The sequence below is a fragment of the Vannielia litorea genome (genome assembly GCF_019801175.1).
Classification (GTDB): domain Bacteria; phylum Pseudomonadota; class Alphaproteobacteria; order Rhodobacterales; family Rhodobacteraceae; genus Vannielia; species Vannielia litorea_B.
Map to the genome: position 1 here is coordinate 1,691,786 of NZ_JAHVJR010000001.1, position 25,103 is coordinate 1,716,888.

The window sequence follows — 25,103 nt, forward strand, 5'->3', positions numbered from 1 at the left end:
ATTGCCGTCATCGATGACACGGATGACGACCGTTCCCTCGATCAAGAAAGCCTCTGACGTTGCCATGAACGCCCCGCGTCGCGGCACCACCCCCGACGCCCTCTCGTCGCACATCCGCAAGAGCCTCAAACCGCAGGGCTGCGCGCTCACAGTCATCTTGCCGTTCTACGACGAAACCGCCTTCCTCGCCGCCGCCCTGCGCTCCATCCGGGCCCAACGGATCGAAGGGGTGGAAGTGATCGTGGTCAATGACAACCCCGAGCGCTTCAGCCGCGACGAGGTGGCCGAGCTCGCCGCCACCGGCTGGCCCGCGCCCGAGGGCAAAAGCCCGGTCACCGTGCTCCGCCACGAGGCCAACCGCGGCCTCTCTGCTGCCCGCAACACCGGCCTCGCCGCCGCCAACGGCGATGTCATCGCCTTCCTCGATTCCGACGACTACTACGTAACAGACGGGCTATCCGCCCAGTTGGACCTCGCCCGCCGCACCGGTGCCGATATCACCCACGCCCCCTGCTACCTCTCCGACCCCGGCAGCCCCGGTCTCTCGGTCCTGCACCGCGACGAGGCCTTGCACATGGAGCCCCGCGTGACCGACGGCCTGCGTGACGCCGAGGAGGCGCAATTCATCGTCTCGTCGTGGTCCTCGCTCTACGCCAGCCGATTTCTGGAAGACAACGCGCTGCGCTTCGACGAGGCTCAGCCCCGCTTCGAAGATCGGCTCTTCGTGCTCCAAACCACCACCCGCGCCCGCAAGATCGCCTATCTCGGCCAGCCCACACGGGTCTGGCGGCGACGGGCCGGGTCGATCTCCGTGACCAAGGTCACGCCAGAAACCCTCCGCCTTCAGGTGCAACTGCTGGAGAAATGCCTCGCCGTCATTCGCGCCGAGGTCGCCGCCGGGCATCTCCCGCCCCGGTTCGAAAAGCGCGAACTCTTCAACTGCGTCTCCCGCCTGATCTGGGACATGGAGCTGATCCCGATGCTGGCCGCAGCTCCGGATAACGCGCAAACCGCCGACCTTGGCCCCCGCGTGCAAGCCCTTCTGGGCGAGGACAGCTTCGCCAATAGCTTCTTCGACGATCCGATGGTCGTCAAAACCTCCCGCGTGGGCATGAAAACCCGGCGCGGGCGGATCACCCGGCTCGATTTCTTCGAGCTGCACCGGATGATGCGCGAGGGCGACTGGCCCGGTGCCGCCGCCCTTCTGGCCGCCCGCGCGCCCACGCCTGCGAAACCCGCCATGCCCTGCCCGCCCTTGCCCGGCCGCTTGGTGCTGCATCTCGGTCTGCACAAGACCGGCACCACCTTTCTCCAGCACGCCCTGCTCAGCCGCCGCGAGGCGCTGGCGGAGGCGGGCGTGCTCCTGCCCGAAACCGGCCTCGCCGAGCCAGACGCCGCCCGCCCCCGCCCTGGCGGATTCCCCGGCCATCAGGGCCTGCTGGCCGCACACCGCGCTGGCGACGACAACACATGGAGGGCGCTCTACCGCGAGATCATCGGCGCGGGCTGCGCCACCACTCTGATCTCCTGCGAGAACATGCTCCTGCCCACCGATGCCGCCCGCGCCGAGATGATCCCGGCGCTGATGGCCCGGCTTTCGGGCTTCAAGCAGGTGGAACTGGTCGGTTTCGGCCGCCGCGCCGATGCCTATGCCGAGGCGCTCTACAAGGAATGGGTCACCGACGGTGGCCGCGGCGGGGCGCGCACGATCGCCGAGTTCCTCGTCGACCACGCCAGCACGCTCACCGACTGGCCTGCGCTCTTTTCGCCCTGGGAGGCCGCCGCCGGGGTGCAAGTCAAGCTGGCCGATTTCGACCGGCTGAAAACCGAAGGCCGGCTCTGGAGCGGCTTCTGCGACCTCGCCGGCCTGCCGGGCGGCCTGCCCGCCCCCTCCGGCCTGCCGCGCTACCCCTCACCCGACCGCGAGAGCACCGAGCTGATCCGCCTCGTGAACCTGCTGACCCCAGACCGTGACACCCGCCGCGAGATCATCCGCGGCTACTTCGCCCTCAACACTGCCCCGCGTGACCGCGCAAGCCTTCTGCCCCCAGCCGACCGCATTGCGCTGCTTGAGCAATTCCTCGCCACCAGCGCGCCATGGGCCGCAGAGCGCGGCTATAGTGCCGACATTGCCGGATTGATCGCCGCACTTGAGGGTGATGGCTGGCACCCCACCAAACCCATCGACCCGGCACGCCTCGCAGACCTGCTCCACGCCGGCACCGCCAGCCCCGGCCTGATGACAGGCGGCACCGCCACCGCCCCCGGCACCCTCCCTGCCCCACCCAGGCCCGCCCCGCGCGATCCCAAGCTCGTCATTCGCCTTCGCCCCTGGGCCCGCCGCCTGCTGTCACGCTGGCTCTGACCTCCGGGTTTGCGCTGGCCTCATCAGTCCGGCCGCCACCTATTTGCCTCACCTTCCCCACCCGCGCAGCGAAACGCCGTTCCGCACCCCCTTTCCTCCGCCGCCCAATCCGTTACCTTGCGCCCCGAACCATCGGGAGGAGACGCAAATGTCCGACAAAGCCACATTCACCTGGGAAGATCCCTTCCACCTCGATGACCAGCTGGGTGAGGACGAGCGCATGCTCTCCCGCGCCGCCGCCGAGTTTGCCCAGGCCGAGCTGGCCCCCCGGATCGTCGAGGCCTACCGCGAGGCCACCGTCGCGCCCGAGCTTTTCCCGCTCATGGGCGCCGCCGGTCTGCTCGGCGTGACCATCCCCGAGGAATACGGCGGCCTCGGCGCCTCCTACACATCATACGGCCTGATCGCCCGCGAGGTGGAGCGCGTCGACTCGGGCTACCGCTCCATGATGTCGGTGCAGAGTTCCCTCGTGATCCACCCGATCAACGCCTACGGCTCCGACGAGCAGCGCAAAAAGTACCTGCCCGGCCTCTGCTCCGGCGAGCTGATCGGCTGCTTCGGCCTGACCGAGCCCGATGCCGGCTCCGACCCCGGCGGCATGAAAACCCGCGCCGAGAAAACCGCCACCGGCTACAAGCTCACCGGCTCCAAGATGTGGATCTCCAACGCCCCCATCGCAGATGTCTTCGTGGTCTGGGCCAAGTCCGAGGAGCATGGCGGCAAGATCAAGGGCTTCGTGCTGGAGAAAGGCATGAAAGGCCTTTCCGCGCCCAAGATCGGCGGAAAACTCAGCCTGCGCGCCTCCGTCACCGGCGAGATCGTGATGGATGGCGTCGAAGTCGGCGATGATGCGCTGTTGCCCAACGCCGAGGGCCTATCCGGCCCCTTCGGCTGCCTCAACCGTGCGCGCTTCGGCATCGCCTGGGGCGCGATGGGCGCCGCCGAATTCTGCTGGCACGCCGCACGGCAATACGGCCTCGACCGCAAGCAATTCGGCAAGCCGCTGGCGGGCACCCAGCTCTTCCAGCTCAAGCTCGCCAATATGCAAACCGAGATCGCCCTCGGCCTGCAAGGCGCCCTCCGCGCCGCCCAGCTCTTCGACGGTTCCGGCTGCCCGCCCGAGCTGATCTCCCTGATGAAGCGCAACAACTGCGGCAAGGCGCTCGAGATCGCCCGCATCGCGCGTGACATGCATGGCGGCAACGGCATTTCCGAGGAGTTCCAGGTCATGCGCCACGCCGCCAACCTCGAAACGGTCAACACCTACGAGGGCACCCACGACATCCACGCATTGATCCTCGGGCGTGCACAAACCGGCCTCCAAGCGTTCTTCTAGCGCTCATTCGGAAACAGCGCTTGCAGGCGATGGATTCCGATCCGCTTAGGTTTTATGGTTATCCCCGGAAGCGCACGTGGGGTGCGCCGGGGCTGCCATGACCCAGACGGAAGAATCCACTCGCCGCGCCCGCTGGCGCGTGACGCTCGACGCACATGGCGCCGAGCAGGGGGCCCATCTGCGCCTCGGCGAAGACCACGGCGCGCTCTTCACCGAAGATGGCGAGACCCTGCTCGTCACCTTCGAGATGGCCGAAACGATCCGCGACAACGGTCAAGGCGCCCTACCTTACGGCCTCCAGATCGCCGGGCGTGAAGGCTGCTCGCAGCTCTGCCTCTATTCCGAGACCGATGGCTTCTTCCGGGTGCCGGAGGTGTTCGACTATTTCGACGGGCTGGTCGACGAGGGCTTCTTCGACGAGTTCGACCGGGTCGTGTTTTACGGCTGCGGCCCTTGCGGCTACGCGGCAGCGGCCTTTTCGGTCTGTGCGCCCTTCTCCACCGCCGTCCTTCTGGCCCCGTTGGCCACCCTACACCCGCCCCTCACTCGTTGGGACAACCGCTACCCCGCGATGCGGCGCACCGATTTCACCCGCCGCTACGGCTACGCCCCCGCCATGCTGGAGGCCGCCGAAGCCGCTTTCATCGTCTACAACCCCGCCAACACCAAGGACGCGGTCCACGCCTCGCTCTTCCGCTCGCCCAATGTCACCCCGTTGCCCACACGCTGGCTAGGCAATCGGCTGGACTCCGACCTCGAAGACATGGGCGTGCTGGAGCCGATGCTCCGCGCAGCCACCCGTGGCAAGCTGACGCCAGAGGGCTTCGCCAAGCTCTACCGGTCACGTCACCGGTTCGGTCCATGGCTGCGCCGCTTCGTCGGCGAGCTTGCCGCCACCGAAAGGCCCTGGCTCACCGGGCTGGCCGCGCGCGCCGCGCTCGCCCGCTTCGACTGGCCGCGCTTCCGCGATGCTTTCGCCGCCTCCAGCGAGGCGTTGGCCAAGTCCGGGCGCAGCCTGCCCCCGCCCGGCCCCGAGCCAGACCCTGACAGCCCGCAAAAACAGAAAGAGGCCGCCGAATAAACGGCAGCCTCCTTGCGTCCGTCCCTCCCGGAACAGGCGGGCGTTGCACGCGGGCTCTGCGCCCGCAGGCAGCACTTACACGTAGTAGATGTCGCGGAACACGTGGCGCACGATGTCTTCGCGCTTCAGGCCACGGGCGTCGAGTTGCTCGTCGCTCATCTCGCTCAGGCGCTTCACCGCCTTCATCCGCGGGTTGGCCTCGGCCATCGCCACGAGGGCGGTCAGAACACGGTCAAAACCGGCACCCACACGGGCCATGAAACCGGGGCGGGCGAATTGAATGTCAGTTGCTTGCGTTGCCATCTGGAAACCTCCTGGAACTGCTTTGTCTCTGTGGTTTCCTCCCTTGCCTTCAACATAGGCTGCCAAGTGACTGATCCACCACAGACAATCCCGCATGCCCGGGTTGCGCCTGCTGCAACGCAGAAAGTTTGAGGAGAGAAATGCCGCAGGCGCGAAGGCGCGGTCAGATTACTGCGGCAGCGCCTTGAAGAGCTCGACGATCCGGTAGATGTCCGGCGCCCCGCCCAGCTCGCCCGCGCCAAGAAACAGCGAGATCCCGAACTCCGGCAGGTAGTCGAGATACTCCACCTCCGAGGCCTCGCCGCCGTAGGTATAGGTCATCCGCACCGGAATCGCCTGCACAGCGCAGTCGCCATAGAGCACCTGCCGCATCAAGCTGGTCTCGATCAGCACGGTGATCGCCGTCTCTGCGCCTGTCGCATCCACTTCGGTGCCAGCAAGTTCCAGCCGCCGCCCTTCAGCCACTGGAAAGGCCTGCTCCGTGCCCTCGAACCGTGTATCGACAACGGTGCTCTCCACCGGCGCGCCGTTTTCGATGTCATGGCTCTCTTCCACCAGCAGCCCGCCGGTGGAACGAACGAAGAAGCCGGTGTTGTCATCAAAGAGCGTGGTTTCCATCACCTCCCCCGGCGCCGCGCCGGGGCGAAAGGTGGTAACCCCGCCGCTGTCATCCCGCAGGGAAATGCCATCCGCGAGGTCTCCGGGCTGCGGGCAGTCGGCCGACACGGGCGCCGCCAGCCCGGCGCACGCTCCACCCGCCGCAAGCAATAATCTGACCGAAATCGCCATCGTAACCGCTCCCCAAGCGCTTTGGCCGCTGCCAAGTGTCACACAATCCCTACGCTCCCTTGCGGAAATGCCGAAGGTGCAGGCATATGGCAAGAGTTTCGTGGTATGGTGGGGCATGTCGAACGATCAAGGCAATTCAGACCGCGGCAGCAAGCCGCCCGGGGCCGATGGGCCCTCTGTGGTTTTCCTGCGATTTCCGGATCTTTCGCAGCTTCCGCCGGACGAATGGTTCGAGGATGAAGAGGGCGAAGAGGCCGTGAAGCTGGAAGAGGCCCGCCGCCAGCGCAGGCTCAGCGCACGGAGCTGACCGCGCCGCGCCGTCGCTTCGCGTGGTGGCTCGGGCCCTACTCCGCCATCCGGTGTTTCAACCCAGCGCCCAACCGCGCCCGCGCCATGCGGCGTCTGCCGCCATGCAGGGTGCGAATGCGTTGCAGCCGCCTCAGGTTGCGCGCTGTGGTATAGCGCAGCGGGTGCATCATCGCCCGCCAGATCTCATCGGGCCGCCGCCCGCTGAGCGCCAGCATCGCCCCGGCAATCGCCGCCGCCGAGAATGCCGTGCTCTTTTCCAGAAACATCCGGTGCACCTCGTCCCGCCCTCGCGGCTCGAGGCCCGAAAACCCCATCAACCGGTGCGAGATGACAGATTGGCTCTCCGCCACCAGCCACGCGGCCTGAAGGCCGGTGGACCAGACCTCCAGCGCCAGCCGCTCGGGCCGGACGGTCGAAAGGCTTGGCCACGACGGGTCAGCCTGTGTGGGGATGTAGGGGGCCAGTGGGGTGCTCCTTGAAAGGGGAGGCCCAGATGCGGGCCTCCGCCATTGTGGCTGCGGTCATTGCGGGTCGCGATTCGACCCGATCCGCCTCAGCGCGGCTCGAAATCGGGCGCGAGAGTGATCTTGCCTTTGCCGCCCGGACGCCGCGCAGAGCTTTCCGCCTTAGGGGCCTCCGACGCAGGCTTGGGTGTTTCGGCTTTCGCCTCCTCCACCTTCGGAGCCTCGGCATTCGCTTCGGGAGCGTCGGCCTTGGGCGCGGGCGCTTCAGCTTTCACGTCCGGCTTCGGCGCTTCATGCTTGGCCTCGGACTTCGACGCTTCCGCATTCGTCTCCGGCGCGGCCTTCGGAGCCTCAACGTTGGCCTCCGCCACAGGCTTCGCGGCCTCGGGTTTCGCTTCCACCGCAGGCTTCGGCGCCTCCGACTTCACCTCAGTCGCGGGCTTCGGCGCTGCCGTCTTCTTCGCAACCGCAGGGTTCGGCGCGGCTTTCTTCGCCGCCGTCCGGCGCTTCGGCGCGGCTTTGGCAGCAGGCTTGGCGGGCGCAGCCTTCGGAGTTTCCGGCGCTTTCACCGGGGCTTCCGTCTTGGTCTCCACCTTCTCCGCAGCTTTGCTAGCGGGCGTGGCCTTGGCAGCAGGCTTCTTCGCCGCAGGTTTGGGTGCTGCCTTGGTGGCAGCCGGTTTCGGCGCGGCGGTCTTGGCTGCAGGCTTCTTCGCGGCCGTTTTCTTCGCAACAGCCTTCTTGGCCGCGGGCTTCTTCGCCACCGGTTTCTTCGCAGCAGGTTTGGCCGGGGCCTCTTCCGCCTTGGGCGCAAGCGGCACAACCTCGGCTGCCGCCTTCTCGGGCGCCTTTGTCTTGGCCGGTGCTTTCGCCGGGGCTTTGCTCGGCTTCGGCTTGGTCACGATCCGCTCACCGGTGCCGGGCCAGAACTCCATCATGCCAAAGCCCGCGCGGGCCATGTTCACCTGGGTTTCGATCATCGAACTCCAGAGCACAACGCCATTGCGCCACATGTCGATCGCCGTGAATGCTTGCCGCATTGGATATCCTCTTTCTGCACTGTCCCCCGGAGGATCGCCCCAAGGGCCTTCAACCTGGCAAACCTCGCCAGCCCGCCCCCGATCCGGACCGCCCGCTGAAGCACGCACAGCCCGGCAGGCACAAAGGCCACCTTCCCGGTCAACCTATACAATTGCTGCACCCGCGAAAAGACCCCATCTCGCCGCAGGCAATCACTTTTAACCTTTTTTCATTGATCTGAACGCAGTTGCACAGCAAGCAGGCAACACAAAAATGCCGCAATGCAGCAGGCCCGGCGCGCCCTCCACCCGCCATCCCTGTGAAATCGCTGCACAATCACCGCTACCCCGGCGTCAGCCCCGTCAACGCCGTCGCCAAACACCCCATTTCGCCCCACTGGCGCCCGTCCGCCTGTCGCGCTATGCCTGCGCCATGACCCAGCGCCTCACCCTCCGCCGCCCCGATGACTGGCACCTGCACCTGCGCGATAGCGCGATGCTCAAGGCCGTCCTGCCCGAGACCGTCGCCCACTTTGCCCGGGCCATCATCATGCCCAACCTCGTGCCGCCGGTGGTGACCATGGCCCACGCCATGGCCTACCGCGAGCGCATCCTCGCCGCCTCGCCCGGCGTCGGCCTCTTTGAGCCGCTGATGACCCTCTATCTCACCGAAGAGACCGACCCCGAAGATGTCGCCGCGGCCCACGCCTCCGGCCTCGTGAAGGCGGTCAAGCTTTACCCAGCAGGCGCCACCACCAACTCCGCCTCCGGCGTGCGTGACATGGATAAGGTCCGCCCGGTGCTGGAGAAGATGGCCGAGATCGGCATGCCGCTCTGCGTCCACGGCGAGGTCACGACCCACGATGTCGATATCTTCGACCGTGAGGCCAGCTTCATCGAAACCGTGCTCGACCCGCTGCGCCAAGCCACGCCCGGCCTGCGCGTGGTGATGGAGCACATCACTACCGCCGACGCGGTGGAATACCTGCGCGAGGGCGGCGATGACCTCGGCGCCACGATCACCACGCATCACCTGATGATCAACCGCAACCACATGCTGGTCGGCGGCATCCGCCCGCATTACTACTGCCTGCCCGTGGTCAAACGCGAGCGCCACCGCGAGGCCCTCGCCACTCTGGCCACCTCCGGCTTCTCCCGCTGCTTCCTCGGCACCGACAGCGCGCCTCACCTCGCCAGCGACAAGCAAAGCCCCTGCGGCTGCGCCGGCGTATTCTCCGCGCCCGTCACCATGAGCTGCTTGGCTGCCGTCTTCGAAGACGCAGGCGCGCTCGACAAGCTCGAAGGCTATGCCTCGCTCAACGGCCCGGCCTTCTACCGTCTGCCCCCCAACGAGGCCACGATCACCCTGAGCCGTCAGGACGAGCCCCTCACCTTCCCGCCACAGATCGAAACCGAGAACGGCCCCGTCGTGGTGTTCGATCCCGGCCGCCCGCTGCACTGGCACGTCGAGGACGAGCTCTGACCGCACGCGCCAAAGCGGCCGCCCCGCGCCTTGCGATGCCGGACGATTGAGTATTTACAGCAAGAAAATGACAGGAGCCGCGCCATGATCCCCACCTCGCACCTCGATGACGCCACGATTGCCCGCATCTCGGCGGGGATGCTGCTGGAGATCGAGGCCGTCCACTTCAACCAGCGCGAGCCCTTCACCTATTCCTCCGGCCTGAAGGGCCCGACCTATATCGACTGCCGCAAGCTCATCAGCTTCCCGCGCATCCGCTCCACCCTGATGGATTTTTTGGTGGTGAAGGTCATGCGCGACGCGGGCTTCGAGGCCTTCGACAACATCGCAGGCGGCGAGACCGCGGGCATCCCCTTCGCCGCCTTCGTCGCCGACCGCATGGCCCTGCCCATGAGCTACGTCCGCAAGAAGCCCAAGGGCTATGGCCGCAACGCCCGGATCGAGGGCGCGATGGCCGAGGGTGAGCGGGTGCTGCTGGTGGAAGACCTCACCACCGACGGCGGCTCGAAAATCTCCTTCGTCGATGCCATCCGCGAAACCGGCGCAAGCTGCGCCCACACGGCGGTCATCTTTTACTACGGCATCTTCCCCGAAACCGAGAAAACCCTCGGCGATCATGGCGTCACCCTGCACCACCTCTGCACCTGGTGGGATGTTCTGGCCGTCGCCCGCGAGCGCGGCAGTTTCGATGCCGAAACGCTCGACGGGGTCGAGGCTTTCCTGAACGATCCGGCCAAGTGGCGGGAACAACACGGGAATTAATTTCAGGGGATAAAACCTGAGAAAACCCCGAGTCGCCCGGTTCGGGACAGCGCCGATCTTGAGGCCGCTCTCGCGCGAAACCGCAAGATGTGGTAAAACCACCCCCGGAGCCCGACCGCCCCACAGGGTTTGAAGCCTCTTATCCACAGAGATTTCCAGATACCCCTCGGGCGCGGAATCACAGTATCACCTTCCTCCACAGGGGGACCGAGCAGCATGAACGAGATCACCGCTTTCCGGCCGGAAGGGTCGGAGGCGCAGGACACTGCGCCGCATAACATCGAGGCCGAGCAGCAGCTGCTCGGAGCCATCCTCACCAACAACGACATCTTCGACCGTGTCGCGATGGTGGTTGGCTCCGAGCACTTCTACGACCCGCTTCACGCCCGCATCTACGAGGTCGCCGCCGCGCGGATCGCCAAGAACCTCGCGGCCACACCGGTCTCGCTCAAGAGCTATCTCGAGGACGAGCCGGGCCTTAAAGATGTGGGTGGCGCCGCCTACCTTGCCAAGCTGGCCGGTGTCGCCGTCGCCAGCTTCGCCGCCAAGGATTACGCTCAGATAGTCTATGACCTCGCGATCCGCCGCGAGCTGATGGGGCTGGGCCGCGACATTGCCGCCAAGGCCTCCGACGTAAACGTCGCCTCCGAACCGAAAGACCAGATCGTCGAGGCCGAACAGGCGCTCTACAAGCTCTCCGAGCAGGGCCGCACCGAGAGCGGATTCCAGAGCTTCCTCAAGGCTGTGACCGACGCGGTGAATGTCGCCAACGCCGCCTACCAGCGCGAGGGCGGCCTCGCCGGCATTTCCACCGGGCTGGCCGACATGGACCGCAAGCTCGGCGGCCTGCACCCTTCTGACCTGCTCATCCTCGCCGGTCGCCCTTCGATGGGTAAGACCTCGCTCGCGACCAACATCGCCTTCAACATCGCCAAGGCCTACAAGCGCGGCCAGCTGACCGATGGCAACGAGGGCGCCGTGGATGGCGGCGTGGTGGGCTTCTTCTCGCTCGAGATGAGCGCCGAACAGCTGGCCAGCCGGATTCTCTCCGAGGCCGCCGAGATCAGCTCTCACAAGATCCGCCAAGGCGACATGGACGAAACCGAGTTTCGCCGTTTCGTCGAGGCGGCCAAAGCGCTCGAGGCCTGCCCGCTCTTCATCGACGATACGCCGGCCCTGCCGATCTCCCAGGTCGCCGCCCGCGCCCGGCGCCTCAAGCGCACCCAAGGGCTCGACGTGATCATCGTCGACTACCTCCAGCTGCTGCGCGGCACAGCCGAAAACCGGGTGCAGGAGATCGCCGAAATCTCGATGGGCCTGAAAGCCATCGCCAAGGAGTTGAACATCCCCGTCATCGCGCTCTCACAGCTCTCCCGTCAGGTCGAGAGCCGCGACGACAAGCGCCCCCAGCTCTCCGACCTGCGGGAATCGGGCTCGATCGAGCAGGACGCCGACGTGGTGATGTTCGTGTTCCGCGAAGAGTATTACGCCGAGCGTGAGAAGCCCTCCGACGACCAACTCGACAAGATGGCCGAATGGCAGGAGCGCATGGCGCGCCTCCACGGCAAGGCCGAAGTCATCATCGGCAAGCAGCGTCACGGCCCCATCGGCACGGTGGAGTTGAGCTTCGAGAGCGAGTTCACCCGCTTCGGCAACCTCGTCCAGCCCTGGCAGCAGGGCGGCGGACAGGTGGATCAATTCTAGGCAGGCAAGAACCACCCGCCCCGTCTCGTGCGGGGCGGGATAATCCCCCGCCGCCTTGACCCGCAGGCGCCCGCCACGCGACAACCCCGCTCATGGAAATCGAGTTCGTCAACCACGCCTCCGTCCGCATCGCCCATGCGGGCACTGCGTTGCTGACCGACCCGTGGTACGCTGGCCCCGCCTTCCACAAGGGCTGGTCCCTCCTGCACAAAACGCCCGCCGCCGAGGTCGAGGCCCTGCTCGCCCGCACCACCCACATCTGGATCAGCCACGAGCACCCCGATCACTTCTCCCCCGCCTTCTTCGCCGCCCATGGCGACACGATCAAAGCGCGGGGCATCAAGCTGCTGTTTCAGAAAATCGCCGATCAGCGCGTCGCGGGCTTTCTGCGCGCCAAGGGTTTCGACCTGACAGAAATGCCCTTCGGCACGTCCCTCACCGCAGGCAGCCTCACCCTCACCTGCCTGAAAGATGAGTTCTACGATTCCGCCCTCTCCATCCGCGTCGGCGATACCCACATCCTCAACCTCAACGATTGCGCCATCGCCACCCGGGCCCGCGCCGAAGAGGTCCGCGATGCGGTCGGCCCCTGCGACATCCTCCTCACCCAGTTCTCCTACGCCGCGTGGAAAGGCGGGCCGGAGAACCGCGTATGGCGCGAAGAGGCCGCCCGCGAAAAGCTCGAGAACATCCGCATTCAGGCCGAGGTGCTCACGCCCTCCACTGTCATCCCCTTCGCCAGCTTCGTGGCCTTCGCCAATACCCGCAACGCCTACCTCAACGACGCCGCCAACCGCGCCTCCACGGTGGCGCAAGCCTTCGCCGACGCCCCCTTCGCCCTCCAGGTCATGCAACCCGGCGACACCTTCACCGCGCCCGATGCGGAGGCCTCGCAAGCCGCCGTGGCTTTCTGGGAGGCCAAGGCCGAGGCGCCCCTCGATCTGATGGAGTACGAAAGCCGCAGCCCCGGCACACTGCGCGAAGCCTTCGAGGGTTGGGACGAGCGGGTCCACCGCAACAACGCCACATGGGCCATGCGGCTGGCCCAGCTCGCCAGCCCGATCCGCGTGTTCCAACCCGTCACCGTCCACTGCGACGACATCGGCGAGACCTTCTCCATCGACATCGCCCGCCGCCGCTTTACCCGCACCGAGGCACCCGCAGACCTCACCATGCACTCCGAGTCGCTCTGGTTTCTCTTCTCCAACTCCTTCGGCTTCGACACGCTCACCGTGAACGGCTGCCTTGAAGAGAGCCGCCCCGGCGGCTTCTCCCGCGCCGCCCGCAGCCTCGCCATCGAGAACCTGAACAACCTCGGCATCCGCTTCGGCCCCGGCCTCATCTTCGAGCGGCAGGTCATCGGCGTGTTTCTTGAGCGCCTGCGCGGCGTCTCTGCCCGGATGCACGGCAAGGGCTGATTGCCTGCCGCCCTGCCCCGTTCACAACCGCGCGACCCTCTTCCCCAGAATCACCACCTCCCGCATGATCCCCCTCATGCGCAACGCTCTCCTCGCCCTCGCCCTCGCCGCCCTGCCCGCTCAGGCCCAGCAGATCGAGGTCGATGTCGAGCTCGCCCTGATGGTCGATGTCTCCCGCTCGATGACCCCGAACGAGGTCGAGATCCAGCGGCGCGGCTATGCCGAGGCGATCCTCTCCAACGAGGTCATGACCGCCGTGCAATCGGGCCTGCTTGGCTCCATCGCGGTGACCTACGTCGAATGGGCTGGCAACTACACCCAGCGCGAGATCGTCCCCTGGACCGTTATCCAGACGCAGGAAGATGCCCGCGCCTTCGCGGAGGCCCTCAGCCAGACCTTCGCCGGCGGCATGCGCCGCACCTCCATATCCGGCGCCATCGAGTACGGCATGGACGCAATCGAGAAAAACGCCTTCACCGGCCTGCGCCGGGTGATCGACGTGTCCGGAGACGGGCCGAACAATCAGGGCAGCCTCGTCGAACGCGCCCGCAACGCCGCTGTCGAAAAAGGCATCGTCATCAACGGCTTGCCCCTCATGACCAACGAGGGCCTATCCGGTAACTGGGATATCGGCGGGCTGGACCTCTACTACCGCGACTGCGTCATCGGCGGCCCCGGCGCTTTCGTCATCCCCGTGCTGGAGTGGAACGAGTTCGCCTCCGCCGTCCGCCGCAAGCTGGTGCTCGAAATCGCCGGCCTGCCACCGCCCGCCCAGATCATCCGCGCCCAAGCCAAGTTCGATTGCCTCATCGGCGAGAAGATGTGGGAGGAGCGCCGCCGCTACTGGGACGAGCCCTAGCTCAAGCCTCCCCTCGCCGCACCGCAGCGCGCATTCACGCTTGACGCCGCCCGCCGCCAAACGCACAACCCCAACCCATGGGAACCGGGCAGTTAACGATTGATCTAGACGCCATCGCCGCCAACTGGACGGCGCTTGATGCGGCCTCCGGCGGCAGCACCGAAACCGGTGCCGTGGTCAAGGCAAACGGCTACGGCCTTGGCGCAGGCCGCGTGGCCCGCGCACTGGCCCACGCAGGCGCCCGCCGTTTCTTTGTCGCCCACGCCGAAGAGGGCGGCGCCATCCGCAACGCCCTCGGTCGCGGGCCTGAAATCTACGTGTTTTCCGGGCACATGCGCGGCGACACCGACATGCTGAACGATCTCGACCTGATCCCCATGATCAACTCGATCGACCAGCTCACCCGCCATTTCGAGGCCCTGCCCGACGCCCCCTTCGGCATCCAGCTCGACACCGGCATGAACCGGCTCGGCATGGAGCCGGGCGAATGGGCCGCGGTGCGCGATGTCGCCGTTCCGCGCAAGCCGCGGCTGATCATGTCGCACCTCGCCTCTGCCGACGAGCCGGCCAGCCCGCAGAACAAGGCGCAGGTCGCCCTTTTCCGCGAGCTGACGGCAGGCTGCGGCATCCCCCGCAGCCTTGCCGCGACCGGCGGCATCCTCTTGGGGCCGGAATATCACTTCGAGCTGACCCGCCCCGGCATCGGCCTCTACGGCGGCCGCCCCTTCACCGACGCCCGCCCGGTGGTGCAGCTGGACCTGCCCGTGGTGCAAACCGGCGTCGTGCTGAAGGGCGAGGCGGTCGGCTACAACGCCACATGGGAGGCCGAGGCCGACACGCCCACCGCCACCGTGCTGGGCGGCTATGCCGATGGCATCCTGCGGGCGCTCACCAATACTGGCAGCCTCTGGTCAGACGGCATCGAATGCCCGATCCTCGGCCGCGTCTCGATGGATGCGATCACCGTCGACATTTCCGGCCTCGAGCGTGAGCCGCGCGAGCTGTCGCTGCTCTGCCCTGAGCAGGGCGTCGATGCGGTCGCCGATGCAGGCAAGACCATCGGCTACGAAATCCTTACCTCCCTCGGCCCCCGCTACGCCCGCCGCTACTCCGGCCGCGCGGGCTGAGCCGAGGCCCGTGGCCACGCTCCTCCACCCCTTCGCGCTCATCGGCCGCAACACCCTTGCGCTGCTGGCCGCCATTGGCCGGGTCGCGCTGTTTCTCTTCTCCACCCTCAGCCACATGGCCCGCCCGCCCTTCTACCTCAAGGAGCTGTGGCAAGCCATTCTGAACGTTGGGTATTTCTCCCTTCCCGTGGTCGGCCTCACCGCCATTTTCACGGGCGGCGCGCTGGCACTGCAAATCTACTCCGGCGGCTCCCGCTTCAACGCCGAGGCGGTGGTGCCGCAGATCGTCGCCATCGGCATGGTGCGCGAGCTCGGCCCCGTGCTCGTCGGCCTGATGATCGCCGCCCGCGTCACCTCCTCCGTGGCCGCCGAGATCGCCACCATGAAGGTCACAGAGCAGATCGACGCGCTCGTCACCCTATCGACCCACCCGATGAAGTATCTCACTGTCCCCCGCGTGCTCGCAGCCCTCATCACCGTGCCCGCACTGGTGGCCGTAGGCGATGTGATCGGCGTCATGGGCGGCTTCCTCGTCGCCACCGAGCGCCTCGGCTTCAACGCCGCCGCCTACCTGCAAAACACATGGAACTTCCTCGAGACCCTCGACATCGTCTCCAGCCTCGTCAAAGGCGCCGCATTCGGCTTCATCGCCGCGCTGATGGGCTGCTACTACGGCATGAACTCCGGCCGCGGCGCGCAGGGCGTGGGCCAAGCCACCAAGTCCTCGGTGGTCGCCGCCGCCGTGCTCATCCTCGCGGCCAACTTCTTGCTCACCCAAGCGTTCTTCTCCGTATGATCGAGTTGCAAAACGTCCATAAGTGCTTCGGCCCAAAGGATGTTCTGCGCGGGGTCGATCTGTCGGTCGGCAAGGGCCGGAGCATGGTCATCATCGGCGGCTCGGGCACCGGCAAGTCGGTCACCCTCAAGTGCATCCTCGGCCTCGTCACCCCCGATCAAGGCAGCATCACCGTCGATGGCGCCCCCGTCGCCGCGGTCAAATCCGCCAAGGCCCGCGAGGCCTTCCTCGCCCGCTTCGGCATGCTCTTCCAAGGCGGCGCGCTCTTCGACTCGCTCCCCGTCTGGCAAAACGTCGCCTTTCGCCTCTTACGCGGCGCGTTGAAGCGCCCCAAGGCCGAGGCACGCGACATCGCCATCGAAAAGCTCCGCCGCGTCGGCCTCGGTGCCGAGACCGCCGATCTCTTCCCCGCCGAGCTTTCGGGCGGCATGCAAAAACGCGTCGGTCTTGCCCGCGCCATCGCCGCCGACCCCGAGATCATCTTCTTCGACGAGCCGACAACCGGCCTCGACCCGATCATGGCCGGCGTCATCAACGAGCTGATCCGCGAGATCGTGGTCGAAATGGGCGCCACAGCGGTGACCATCACTCACGATATGACCTCCGTGCGCGCCATCGCCGACGATGTCGCCATGCTCCACGCCGGCAAGATCCGCTGGACCGGCCCGGTCGCCGAAATGGACGCAGCATCAGACGCTTACCTGACACAGTTCATCACCGGCAGCGCCACCGGGCCGATCGAAACACTGCGCTAACGCCTGCGTCTGGCGCGCGGCCCCGGCTTCACATCGCGCAACAAGGATCTTATGTGAAGGGTGTCCTGAACCGCCCAAAGGCCCGCCCTTGCCGCTCGCCCTCAAGCTCGCAAACCTCTCGCTCCTCCTGCTCTTCCCCGTCGCGTGGTTCGCTCCGCTGCTGCGCGCTGGCCTTCTGCCGCTCTTTGGCCTGTCCGAAATTTCGGTGATCTCCGGCCTGCAGGAACTCTGGGGCAAGGACGTGTTCCTCGCCCTCCTCGTCACCGGTTTCGCTCTCTTCGCCCCCTACCTCAAGACCATCGGCCTCGCGCTGCTGCACTTCGGCCTGATGCACCGCAAGGTGCTGCCCGCGCTGCACCTGCTCGGCAAGCTCGCGATGGCCGATATCTTCTTGATCGCGCTCTACATCGTGGTCGCCAAGGGCATCGGCTTCGGCAAGGTCGAAACCGCATGGGGCCTCTACCTCTTCACCGCCTGCATCCTCGCCTCCATCGGCATCTCATGGGCCACCGAACGCAGCCGCAAACGCGCCGCCCTGCCCGCCCCGGGCAGCCCGCAAGCCGCCCCCCTGCACCCCACACCCGAGCCCGCGCCGCTACGCCCCACCACCGAGTGAGGCCGCCAGCGCCGCCCGCGTCTCCTCGCAGGGCTCCACCGGCCCCTGCGCACCCTCTCGTTTGTATTTCCAGCCCGTGGATATCTCGCGGCAATGTGCAAACCAGAGGTCCTGGGCCCGCACCAGCCGATTGAACTGGTAACGCCCCACGCCATGCACATCCCAACCAAACCAGCGCAGCGGCCCGCCCGGCACCACGCAGAACTTCTCCTTGCAGAGCGCCTCCGGCACATCCCGCAGCACATGCTCCACATGCCGCGGCGGCCCCGCGCCCTCCCGTGTCCGCCAATGGCCCTGCGCGGTGACGTAGCCCAGCCGGCTCTCCCGCGCCGCCTCAAAGATCGTACGTTGCCCACGCGAGAGGAAGAGCTCGTCGATGTCGTTCACCGCCACCGCTCCCGCGCCCTTCAGCGCCCAGTGGCGGGCAAGGTTCAGCGTGGCGGTCTGAAAGTAGAGCGCCAGATGCCGCGGCGGCTTCAGCGCCGTCGGGCCAAACGGCAGGTCCGCGCTCACCACCAGCGCCGCCTTCAGCCCGGCCCCCGCCAGCACCTCCGTCACCTCTTCAGGCGCATAGGCGCTGGAGCCGTTGTCAAACAGCACCACGCCCTCCGCCCCCTGCGCGCGCACATGATGCCGCGCCCAGTCGCCGATCCACGTCAGGTCATTGTCCTTGCTCTTGGTCGTCAGGCAAGCCAGCCCCTCGAACTCCGGCCTCGGCCCCAGCACCTGCGTTGCAAGCACCGCGCCGCCCGCCTCCTCCGGCAGCGCCACCTCCAGAACCTCCCCCGGACTGCCCGCCAGCCAGACCTCGTCATACCGCCTGAACCGCCGCATCCCCCGCCAGCGCAACCCGCCCGAAAACCGCGCGCGCCTGAGCACCCGCGCCAGCGGCCCCAGCTTGGGGCACACCAGCACCAGCCCGCCCTTCGCCCGCACCGCGCCGTAGGCCAGCGTGCGAAAGTCAAACATCGCGTCATACCTCGGCCCCCGCGCCGCCTCCGGTGCCAAACGCTCCCGCCGCACCGGCGCATCCTCGGGCAACCTCAACGGCTGCAATGTCAGGGTCTCGAACATGCCTGCACCCATAACTCGCCGCTCCGGCAAGCACCAACACCGATCATTTTCCCGGCTCAGATATCCCCCGCCGCAAGCCTCAACTCTCTTCCGGCGCCCCCTTTCCAATCCGCGCCCCAGCGGGCATGAAAGCGCATGGCCAAAGCCCTCGCCTTCTCCTGCACCGCCTGCGGCGCGTCCCACTCCAAATGGTCGGGCCAATGCGACGCTTGCGGCGCGTGGAACACCATCGTTGAAGAGGCTCCGCTCTCCTCCGGCCCCAAAGGCAAGGGCCTCGGCGCCAAGAAGGGCAGCACCATCGCGCTGGCCGATCTCGCCTCGCCCGAGGCCCCGCCGCCCCGCACCACCTCCGGCCTCGATGAGTTTGACCGCGTGCTCGGCGGCGGCCTCGTGCCCGCCTCCGCCACGCTCGTCGGCGGCGATCCCGGCATCGGCAAGTCCACCCTTCTGTTGCAAGCCGCCGCCCGCTTCGCCCTCGCGGGGCAAAAAACCATCTACATCTCGGGGGAGGAGGCTTCGGCACAGGTCCGCATGCGCGCCCAGCGGCTCGGTCTGGCGGATGCACCCGTGAAACTCGCCACCGAGACGAGCCTGCGCGACATCCTCACCACGCTCGACGCCGAGCGCCCCGACCTCTGCATCATCGATTCGATCCAGACCATGTGGTCCGACACTGTCGAGGCTGCCCCCGGCTCCGTCAGTCAGGTCCGTGCCGCCGCCCATGAGCTGACCCAATTCGCCAAGCGGCGGGGCACCGCCGTCATCCTCGTCGGCCACGTCACCAAGGAAGGCCAGATCGCAGGCCCCCGCGTCGTCGAGCACATGGTCGATACCGTCCTCTACTTCGAGGGCGAGCGCGGTCACCAGTTCCGCATCCTTCGCGCGGTGAAAAACCGCTTCGGCCCCGCCGATGAGATCGGCGTCTTCGAGATGACAGGCGAAGGCCTCGCGCAGGTGCTCAACCCCTCCGCACTCTTCCTGTCCGACAATGAAACGCCCGCCCCCGGCACCGCCGTCTTTGCCGGAATCGAGGGCACCCGCCCCGTGCTGGTGGAGTTTCAGGCCCTCGTCGCCCCTGCGCCCGCCGGTCAGGCACGCCGCTCCGTGGTCGGCTGGGACTCGGGCCGCCTCGCAATGATCCTCGCCGTGCTCGAGGCCCGCTGCGGCATCCCCTTTGCGGGGATGGATGTGTACCTCAACGTCGCAGGCGGCCTACGCGTCTCCGAACCCGCCGCCGACCTCGCCGTTGCCGCCGCCCTGCTGTCGGCCCGCGAGGATGTGGCCCTGCCGCCCCGCATGGTGGTTTTCGGCGAGATCAGCCTCACCGGCGCCCTCCGCCCCTCCTCGCAAACCGAAAACAGGTTGAAAGAGGCGCAAAAACTTGGTTTCTCCTCCGCAACGCTGGCGGAGGGGTCAAAGGCCACCTCCAGCGGGGGCATGGATCTGCGCAAGATGTCAGACCTCACGGGCTTCGTGGGCGAGATGTTCGGCGCAGGCTGAGAGACCGGAAAGGCAAGAAGAGAGCACATGGAAGGCTTCACCATTTTCGACGCGGGCGTGGCCGTCGTCATCGTCCTGTCGGCAATTCTTGCCTACTCCCGCGGCTTCGTCCGCGAAATCCTCGCCATCGCGGGCTGGGTCGGTGCCGCGGTGCTGGCCTATCTCTTCGCCCCGCAGGCCGTGCCGCTGGTGAAGGAAATCCCGGTTGTGCAGGACTTCTTGGACAACTGCGAACTGGCCACCGGCGCAGGCTTCGTCGTGGTCTTCGCCATCGGCCTCGTCATCTTCGCCCTCTTCACACCGCTCTTCGCGAGCCTCGTGCAGCGCTCGGCGCTCAACGCGCTCGATCAGGGCCTCGGCTTTCTCTTCGGCGCCCTGCGCGGGCTGATCCTCATCGCCATCGCGCTGGTGCTCTACGACTTCATCGCAGGATCCGAGAGCCTCGCCTTCGTCGATGACAGCCAGACCGCCAAGCTCTTCGGCTCGGCGAAAACCCGGATCGACGGCGAGATCGCCGATCAGGAGGGCGTGATGAACTGGTTCCGCGAGAAATTCGAGAACCTGACAGACCGCGCCTGCGGCGCCCCCGCCGTCGCCCCGGCAGACCCGACTGCCCTGCCCGAGCAGCCTGCCACCGGCAACTGACGGCCCGCAAAAGCCGCATAGCAACCGAGGGTGCGCATTCATTGCGCACCTTTCGCCTTCCCGCGTCACCCTCTCGTGACAAAGGGATGACAGCCGCCGCCCCAAGCGTTAAACGGGGGCCAACGCCCACAAAGCCGGATTCGGAGCTGCCCCTTGCCCGACACTCAGCACGGCCACCCCGCCATGCCCCCCGCGCACCCTTTCGATGATGACAAGCTCCGCGAGGAATGCGGCGTATTCGGCGTGACAGGCGTCGAACAGGCCGCCAACTTCGTCGCGCTCGGTCTGCACGCGCTGCAGCACCGGGGCCAGGAGGCTGGCGGCATCGTCAGCCATGACGCCGAGCACGGCTTCAACTCCGCACGCCGCTTCGGCTACGTCCGCGACAACTTCACCAAGGCCTCGCTGATGGATACGCTGCCCGGGCCGCTCTCCATCGGCCACGTGCGCTATTCCACCGCCGGCTCCAAGGGCAACACCCAGATCCGCGATGTGCAGCCCTTCTTTGGAGAGTTCTCCATGGGCGGCGCGGCGATTGCCCACAATGGCAACATCACCAACGCCGGTGCCCTGCGCCGCGAGCTGATCGAGCGCGGCTCGATCTTCCAAAGCTCGTCGGACTCCGAGTGCATCATCCACCTGATGGCCCGCTCGCTGCAGCGTGACGTGCCCGCACGACTCGAAGATGCCCTGCGCCGGGTCGAAGGCGCGTTTTCCATCGTCGCCATGACCCGCACAAAGCTGATCGGCGTGCGCGACCCGCTGGGCGTGCGCCCCCTCGTGCTTGGCAAAATCGGCGACGGCTGGGCGCTCTCTTCCGAGACTTGCGCACTCGACATCATCGGCGCCGAATTCGTCCGCGAGATCGAGCCGGGCGAGATGGTCGTCATCACCAAGGACGGGGTCGATAGCCGCCACCCCTTCCGCCCCAAGAAGAGCCGCTTTTGCATCTTCGAGCACGTCTATTTCTCGCGCCCCGATTCCATCCTCGGTGGCCGCTCTGTTTACGAGACCCGCGAAGCCATTGGCCGCGAGCTCGCCAAAGAAGCGCCCGTGGAGGCCGATCTCGTCTGCCCCGTGCCCGATAGCGGCACCCCGGCAGCCATCGGCTTCAGCCTCGAAAGCGGCATTCCCTACGGCATGGGGATCATCCGCAACCAATACATGGGCCGCACCTTCATCGAGCCCACCGACCAGATCCGCAACATGGGCGTCCGGCTCAAGCTCAACGTCAACCGCGCCCTGATCAAGGGCAAGCGGGTGATCCTCGTCGATGACAGCGTCGTGCGCGGCACGACCTCCCGCAAGATCAAGGAAATGATCCTCGACGCGGGCGCCGCCGAGGTCCACTTCCGCATCGCCTCACCTCCCACAGCCTGGCCCTGCTTCTACGGCGTCGACACGCCCGAACGCAGCAAGCTTCTGGCGGCCAACATGAGCGCCGATGAAATGGCCGATTACCTCGGCGTCGACAGCCTCAAGTTCATCTCGCTCGATGGCCTCTACCGTGCCGTGGGCGAGGCCAAGGGCCGCGACCCGAAGAGCCCGGCCTACTGCGATGCCTGCTTCTCGGGCGAATACCCGGTCGAACCTGCCGACATGATCGAGCAGGGCTTCGAGATGAAGACCGCCGCCGAGTAACCGAACGCTGTCATCCCCGGGCTTGCCCCGTGGGTGACCCCAGGCACCCCGCACCCTACCGCCGGAAATCCTCCGCCTTCAGCCCGTGCTTGGCCAGCTTGTCGTAGAAGGTCTTGCGCGGCAGGTGCAGCGCCGCCGCCGCCGCCGTGGCGTTCCCGTTCTGCCGCCCCAGCGCCGCCACGATGAGCGATTTCTCCACCCGCGCCATCTGCTCCGCCAGCCCCAGCTCGGCGGCCTCCTGCACCTCGCCCGGCATGCCCAGCACAAAGCGCATCGCGGCGCTCATCAGTGAGCGCGAGTTGCCCGGCCAATCCTGCGCCATCAACTCCGCCAGATGCTCTTCGCTCACCTCCGGCTCGGGAATGCCCGCCTGCTCCGCCGCCTGCGCCACGTAATCCCGGAACATCACCGGAATGTCCTCCCGCCGCTCTTCCAGCGTCGGAATGCGCACATGCATTACGTCGAGCCGGTAATAGAGATCGGCGGCAAAGCGGCCCTCCTCCATTTCGGCCACAAGGTCACGCGTGGTGCCCGCGATGATCCGCGACTCTCCCGGCGCTTCGAGCCGATCCAGCAGCACAAGCTGGACCGCCGCCGGCAAAGCGCTGATCTCGTCCAGAAAGAGCGTGCCCGCCCCCGCCGCCTCCATCGCCGCATCGAGCCGCGCCTCGTCGAGCGAGGCCGCAAGGCGCTTCACGAAGGGCTGCGGCGCGGCGGGCGAGAGCAGATGGATCACCTCCGCCACCTTCGCCGTCTGCGAGCCGGGGCCACCGGTCACCAGCACCTCGGCGCCCGCCCGCGCCACCGCACGCACCTGCCGCCGCAGCCCCTGCGCCTCGACCGAATGGCCAAAGATCATCCGCGCCGCCGCATCTCCACGCTCCAGCTCCCGCTTCAAGCGGCGGTTCTCCAGCACCAGCGCGCGGGCCTTCAGCGCCTTTTCCACCACGCCCACCAACTCCTTGGGGCCGCAGGGCTTTTCCAGAAAGTCAAAGGCACCCTCGGCAATCCCCTTCACCGCCGTCGGCACATCGCCCTCGCCGGTGAGCAGGATCACCGGCAATTCCTCATCCCGCCGCCGCGCCTCCGCCAGCAAAAAGAATCCGTCCCGCCCCGGCATCCGAATGTCGCTCACCACGACCCCCTCGAACTCGGGGCCAATGTGGTCCTTCGCCTCGATGTAGCTGCCCGCGAGGATCGGCTCGATCTCAGCCAGCTCCAGCGTTTGCCCCAGCGCCTCGCGCACAGCAGCATCGTCATCCACCACCAGCACCCGCCTGAGCCCGCTCATGCCGCCACCTCCAACCCGGCGGGCTGCAACTCAACCGTAAACTCCGCACCGCCGCCCGGACGGTTCTCCCCCCGGATGTTGCCGCCAAAGCTCTGCACCAGCCCGTAGCTGATCGACAGGCCCAGCCCCATGCCCTCGCTCGCGCCCACCTCCTTGGTGGAGTAGAACGGGTCAAAGATCTTGTCCGGCTCGGCAATCCCCGCGCCGCTGTCGCGCACCCTCAGCCGCACCGGCGCTCCCGGCTCGATCGCAATCCCCAACTCCGCCTCCTCGCGCCCCGCCATCGCATCGATCCCGTTGCTGACGAGGTTCAACACCACCTGCTGCAAGCGCACCTCCCCGCCCCGGACCATGACCGGCGCTTCCGGAGCGGCCCAATCGAGCGCCACGCCCGCCTGCACCATCCGTCCCTCCACCAGTTCCAGCACCGTTTCCACCACCGCGCCCAAATCGACCCGGCCAATCGGCTCGCTCTCCTGCCGGGCAAAGGCCCGCAGATTGCGGATGATCCGCCCCATCCGCCGGGCGAGGTCGCCGATCCGGCCAAGGTTCTGCGCCGCCTTCTCTGGACTGCCCCGGTCCAGAAAGCTCTCGGCATTCTCCGCAAACGAGCGGATCGCCATCAGCGGCTGGTTCAGCTCATGGCTCAGCCCCGCACTCATCTGCCCCAAGGCACTCAGTTTGCCCGCCTGCACCAGCTCCGCCTGCGCGCGGCGCAGCGCCGCCTCGGCCTCCTTGCGCTCATGCACCTCCGCCTTCAGCCGCAAGTTCGCCGCCTGAAGCGCCTCGGTGCGCTTCTCCACCCGCGCTTCGAGCACCGCATTGGCCCGCGCCTCCACGCCCAGCCGCTCCGCCAGCGCCCGCCGCCGCTCCGACAGCAAGAACAGGAAGGCCCCGAACCCGAGGCACAGCGCCGCCACCGCCGCCGTCGCCAAGGCCCCCAGCCGCAACGCAGGTGCCAGCGAGATCAGCGCCTCGCCCCGCATCCCGATCACCGGCAACTCCTGCACCAGATGCAAGGCCGCGCGCGGAATATACGGCCCGCCATCGACCCACCACAGGTCGCGCCCCCCCGCCTGCCACGGGCGGTAGCCGATGAACGGCTTCAACGCCGCGCCCGCATGTACCCCCTCGCCCGCCGCTCCGTCCCGGCTCATCATCAGCAGTTCGGTTCGGTTCGCCACGAACACCACGCCGTCGCTGTCGGTAAAGAACACCGGCACCGGGTCGCCCGCCCAGTCCAGCTCGATGAGCCGCAGGTCCGCCTGCACCACCACGATCCCCATCACCGGCCCGTCCGGCGCGAAGATCGGCGCGGCAAAGGAGTAGAGCCGCCGCCCACTCTCCTCCGCCACCCGGTGGCTGCTCCCCAGCGCCCCCTGCCGGGCCCGCACGATCTCGGGGCCGGTCAGCTGCGCCGGGGCGGTCTCGCCGGTAAAGGCCAGCATCCGCCCGTCCTCGTCGGTCAAAAAGATCGCCGCGCTGCCGGTCATATCCGCATGGCGCACCAACAGGCTCGACACCCAGTCAGACGGGCCACGTCCCGCCACCTGCGCCTGCGGCTCGGGCCGGTCGGCCAGTGCCACCGCCAGCTCGGCATAGCTCTGAAGCTGTGTCGTGAGCCGCTGCGAGGTAAGCCGCAAATCGCTCTGCCCGCGCCGCTCCACCTCGTCCAGCGCCGACACAAAAGCCCCCCAGCCCGCCGCCACGCTGATCAGCGCCGCCGCGGCGAGGTAGAGTAGGATAACGAGCCACCGTCGCGTCATGCC

22 protein-coding genes and 1 pseudogene are annotated in these 25,103 nt (G+C 67.2%); 16 read left to right on the plus strand and 7 right to left on the minus strand.

What is annotated here, in order from left to right:
- The first annotated feature begins 22 nt into the window (after positions 1-22).
- From KUV38_RS08435 to KUV38_RS08445, 3 genes are all read left to right on the plus strand, one after another.
- Positions 23-2,365, plus strand: a complete 2,343-nt coding sequence (locus KUV38_RS08435; protein ID WP_222469612.1) for a glycosyltransferase family 2 protein — start codon at positions 23-25, stop codon at positions 2,363-2,365.
- Positions 2,366-2,513: 148 nt separating this feature from the next.
- Complete coding sequence (locus KUV38_RS08440; RefSeq protein WP_222469613.1) at positions 2,514-3,701, plus strand: acyl-CoA dehydrogenase; 1,188 nt, start codon at positions 2,514-2,516, stop codon at positions 3,699-3,701.
- Between the two features lie 97 nt (positions 3,702-3,798).
- The gene (locus KUV38_RS08445) at positions 3,799-4,782 is read left to right on the plus strand and encodes a phosphoadenosine phosphosulfate reductase (protein WP_222469614.1); all 984 of its coding nucleotides are present in this window, start codon (positions 3,799-3,801) and stop codon (positions 4,780-4,782) included.
- Between the two features lie 75 nt (positions 4,783-4,857).
- Here the strand turns inward: KUV38_RS08445 and KUV38_RS08450 are convergent, their stop codons facing one another.
- Both KUV38_RS08450 and KUV38_RS08455 read right to left on the minus strand, forming a co-directional pair.
- On the minus strand, positions 4,858-5,085 hold the full coding sequence (locus KUV38_RS08450) for a DUF1127 domain-containing protein (RefSeq protein WP_261384553.1): 228 nt from the start codon (positions 5,083-5,085) through the stop codon (positions 4,858-4,860).
- Positions 5,086-5,253: 168 nt separating this feature from the next.
- Positions 5,254-5,874 carry a hypothetical protein gene (locus KUV38_RS08455; protein WP_222469615.1) on the minus strand — a complete coding sequence of 207 codons (621 nt, stop codon included), beginning with the start codon at positions 5,872-5,874 and terminating at the stop codon, positions 5,254-5,256.
- 115 nt (positions 5,875-5,989) lie between these two features.
- On the opposite strand from KUV38_RS08455, the gene KUV38_RS08460 reads away from it, so the two are divergent.
- On the plus strand, positions 5,990-6,181 hold the full coding sequence (locus KUV38_RS08460) for a hypothetical protein (protein ID WP_222469616.1): 192 nt from the start codon (positions 5,990-5,992) through the stop codon (positions 6,179-6,181).
- A gap of 37 nt (positions 6,182-6,218) precedes the next feature.
- On the opposite strand, the gene KUV38_RS08465 is transcribed toward KUV38_RS08460, so the two are convergent.
- Together KUV38_RS08465 and KUV38_RS08470 are read right to left on the minus strand one after the other, a co-directional pair.
- A complete protein-coding gene (locus tag KUV38_RS08465) occupies positions 6,219-6,449 on the minus strand; it encodes a hypothetical protein (protein WP_222469617.1) in 231 nt (76 codons plus the stop codon).
- Positions 6,450-6,736: 287 nt separating this feature from the next.
- On the minus strand, positions 6,737-7,684 hold the full coding sequence (locus KUV38_RS08470) for a hypothetical protein (protein WP_222469618.1): 948 nt from the start codon (positions 7,682-7,684) through the stop codon (positions 6,737-6,739).
- 412 nt (positions 7,685-8,096) lie between these two features.
- Here KUV38_RS08470 and pyrC point away from each other — a divergent pair, with 412 nt between their 5' ends.
- The 9 genes and pseudogenes from pyrC to KUV38_RS08515 all read left to right on the plus strand — a co-directional run.
- Entirely contained in the window at positions 8,097-9,146 is a 1,050-nt protein-coding gene (gene pyrC / locus KUV38_RS08475; protein WP_222469619.1) for a dihydroorotase, read from the plus strand.
- An 84-nt stretch (positions 9,147-9,230) separates the two neighbouring features.
- Positions 9,231-9,908 carry an orotate phosphoribosyltransferase gene (locus tag KUV38_RS08480; RefSeq protein WP_222469620.1) on the plus strand — a complete coding sequence of 226 codons (678 nt, stop codon included), beginning with the start codon at positions 9,231-9,233 and terminating at the stop codon, positions 9,906-9,908.
- A 216-nt stretch (positions 9,909-10,124) separates the two neighbouring features.
- Positions 10,125-11,612 carry a replicative DNA helicase gene (locus tag KUV38_RS08485; protein WP_222469621.1) on the plus strand — a complete coding sequence of 496 codons (1,488 nt, stop codon included), beginning with the start codon at positions 10,125-10,127 and terminating at the stop codon, positions 11,610-11,612.
- Between the two features lie 92 nt (positions 11,613-11,704).
- Entirely contained in the window at positions 11,705-13,030 is a 1,326-nt protein-coding gene (locus KUV38_RS08490; protein ID WP_222469622.1) for an MBL fold metallo-hydrolase, read from the plus strand.
- Positions 13,031-13,106: 76 nt separating this feature from the next.
- Entirely contained in the window at positions 13,107-13,889 is a 783-nt protein-coding gene (locus KUV38_RS08495; protein ID WP_222469623.1) for a DUF1194 domain-containing protein, read from the plus strand.
- 77 nt (positions 13,890-13,966) lie between these two features.
- Positions 13,967-15,016: an alanine racemase gene (gene alr / locus KUV38_RS08500; protein WP_222469624.1), complete on the plus strand. Its 1,050-nt coding sequence runs from the start codon at positions 13,967-13,969 to the stop codon at positions 15,014-15,016.
- 10 nt (positions 15,017-15,026) lie between these two features.
- Positions 15,027-15,812: an ABC transporter permease gene (locus KUV38_RS08505; protein WP_315898606.1), complete on the plus strand. Its 786-nt coding sequence runs from the start codon at positions 15,027-15,029 to the stop codon at positions 15,810-15,812.
- Entirely contained in the window at positions 15,809-16,567 is a 759-nt protein-coding gene (locus tag KUV38_RS08510; RefSeq protein WP_222469626.1) for an ABC transporter ATP-binding protein, read from the plus strand. Before KUV38_RS08505 ends, KUV38_RS08510 begins: the two co-directional genes overlap by 4 nt.
- An 88-nt stretch (positions 16,568-16,655) precedes the next feature.
- Positions 16,656-17,078 (plus strand): annotated as a pseudogene (locus KUV38_RS08515) (paraquat-inducible protein A); the annotation flags it as partial.
- Between the two features lie 84 nt (positions 17,079-17,162).
- Here the strand turns inward: KUV38_RS08515 and KUV38_RS08520 are convergent.
- Positions 17,163-18,257: a hypothetical protein gene (locus KUV38_RS08520; protein ID WP_222469628.1), complete on the minus strand. Its 1,095-nt coding sequence runs from the start codon at positions 18,255-18,257 to the stop codon at positions 17,163-17,165.
- A gap of 135 nt (positions 18,258-18,392) precedes the next feature.
- Between KUV38_RS08520 and radA the strand changes: the two genes are divergently transcribed.
- From radA to purF, 3 genes are all read left to right on the plus strand, one after another.
- On the plus strand, positions 18,393-19,757 hold the full coding sequence (radA, locus tag KUV38_RS08525) for a DNA repair protein RadA (protein ID WP_222469629.1): 1,365 nt from the start codon (positions 18,393-18,395) through the stop codon (positions 19,755-19,757).
- A 27-nt stretch (positions 19,758-19,784) separates the two neighbouring features.
- The gene (locus KUV38_RS08530; RefSeq protein ID WP_222469630.1) at positions 19,785-20,402 is read left to right on the plus strand and encodes a CvpA family protein; all 618 of its coding nucleotides are present in this window, start codon (positions 19,785-19,787) and stop codon (positions 20,400-20,402) included.
- Positions 20,403-20,585: 183 nt separating this feature from the next.
- Entirely contained in the window at positions 20,586-22,043 is a 1,458-nt protein-coding gene (purF, locus tag KUV38_RS08535) for an amidophosphoribosyltransferase (protein ID WP_222471019.1), read from the plus strand.
- Between the two features lie 55 nt (positions 22,044-22,098).
- On the opposite strand, the gene KUV38_RS08540 is transcribed toward purF, so the two are convergent.
- Both KUV38_RS08540 and KUV38_RS08545 read right to left on the minus strand, forming a co-directional pair.
- The gene (locus KUV38_RS08540; protein WP_222469631.1) at positions 22,099-23,334 is read right to left on the minus strand and encodes a sigma-54-dependent transcriptional regulator; all 1,236 of its coding nucleotides are present in this window, start codon (positions 23,332-23,334) and stop codon (positions 22,099-22,101) included.
- A complete protein-coding gene (locus tag KUV38_RS08545; RefSeq protein WP_222469632.1) occupies positions 23,331-25,100 on the minus strand; it encodes an ATP-binding protein in 1,770 nt (589 codons plus the stop codon). The genes KUV38_RS08540 and KUV38_RS08545 overlap by 4 nt, the downstream gene beginning before the upstream one ends.
- Positions 25,101-25,103: the final 3 nt, after the last annotated feature.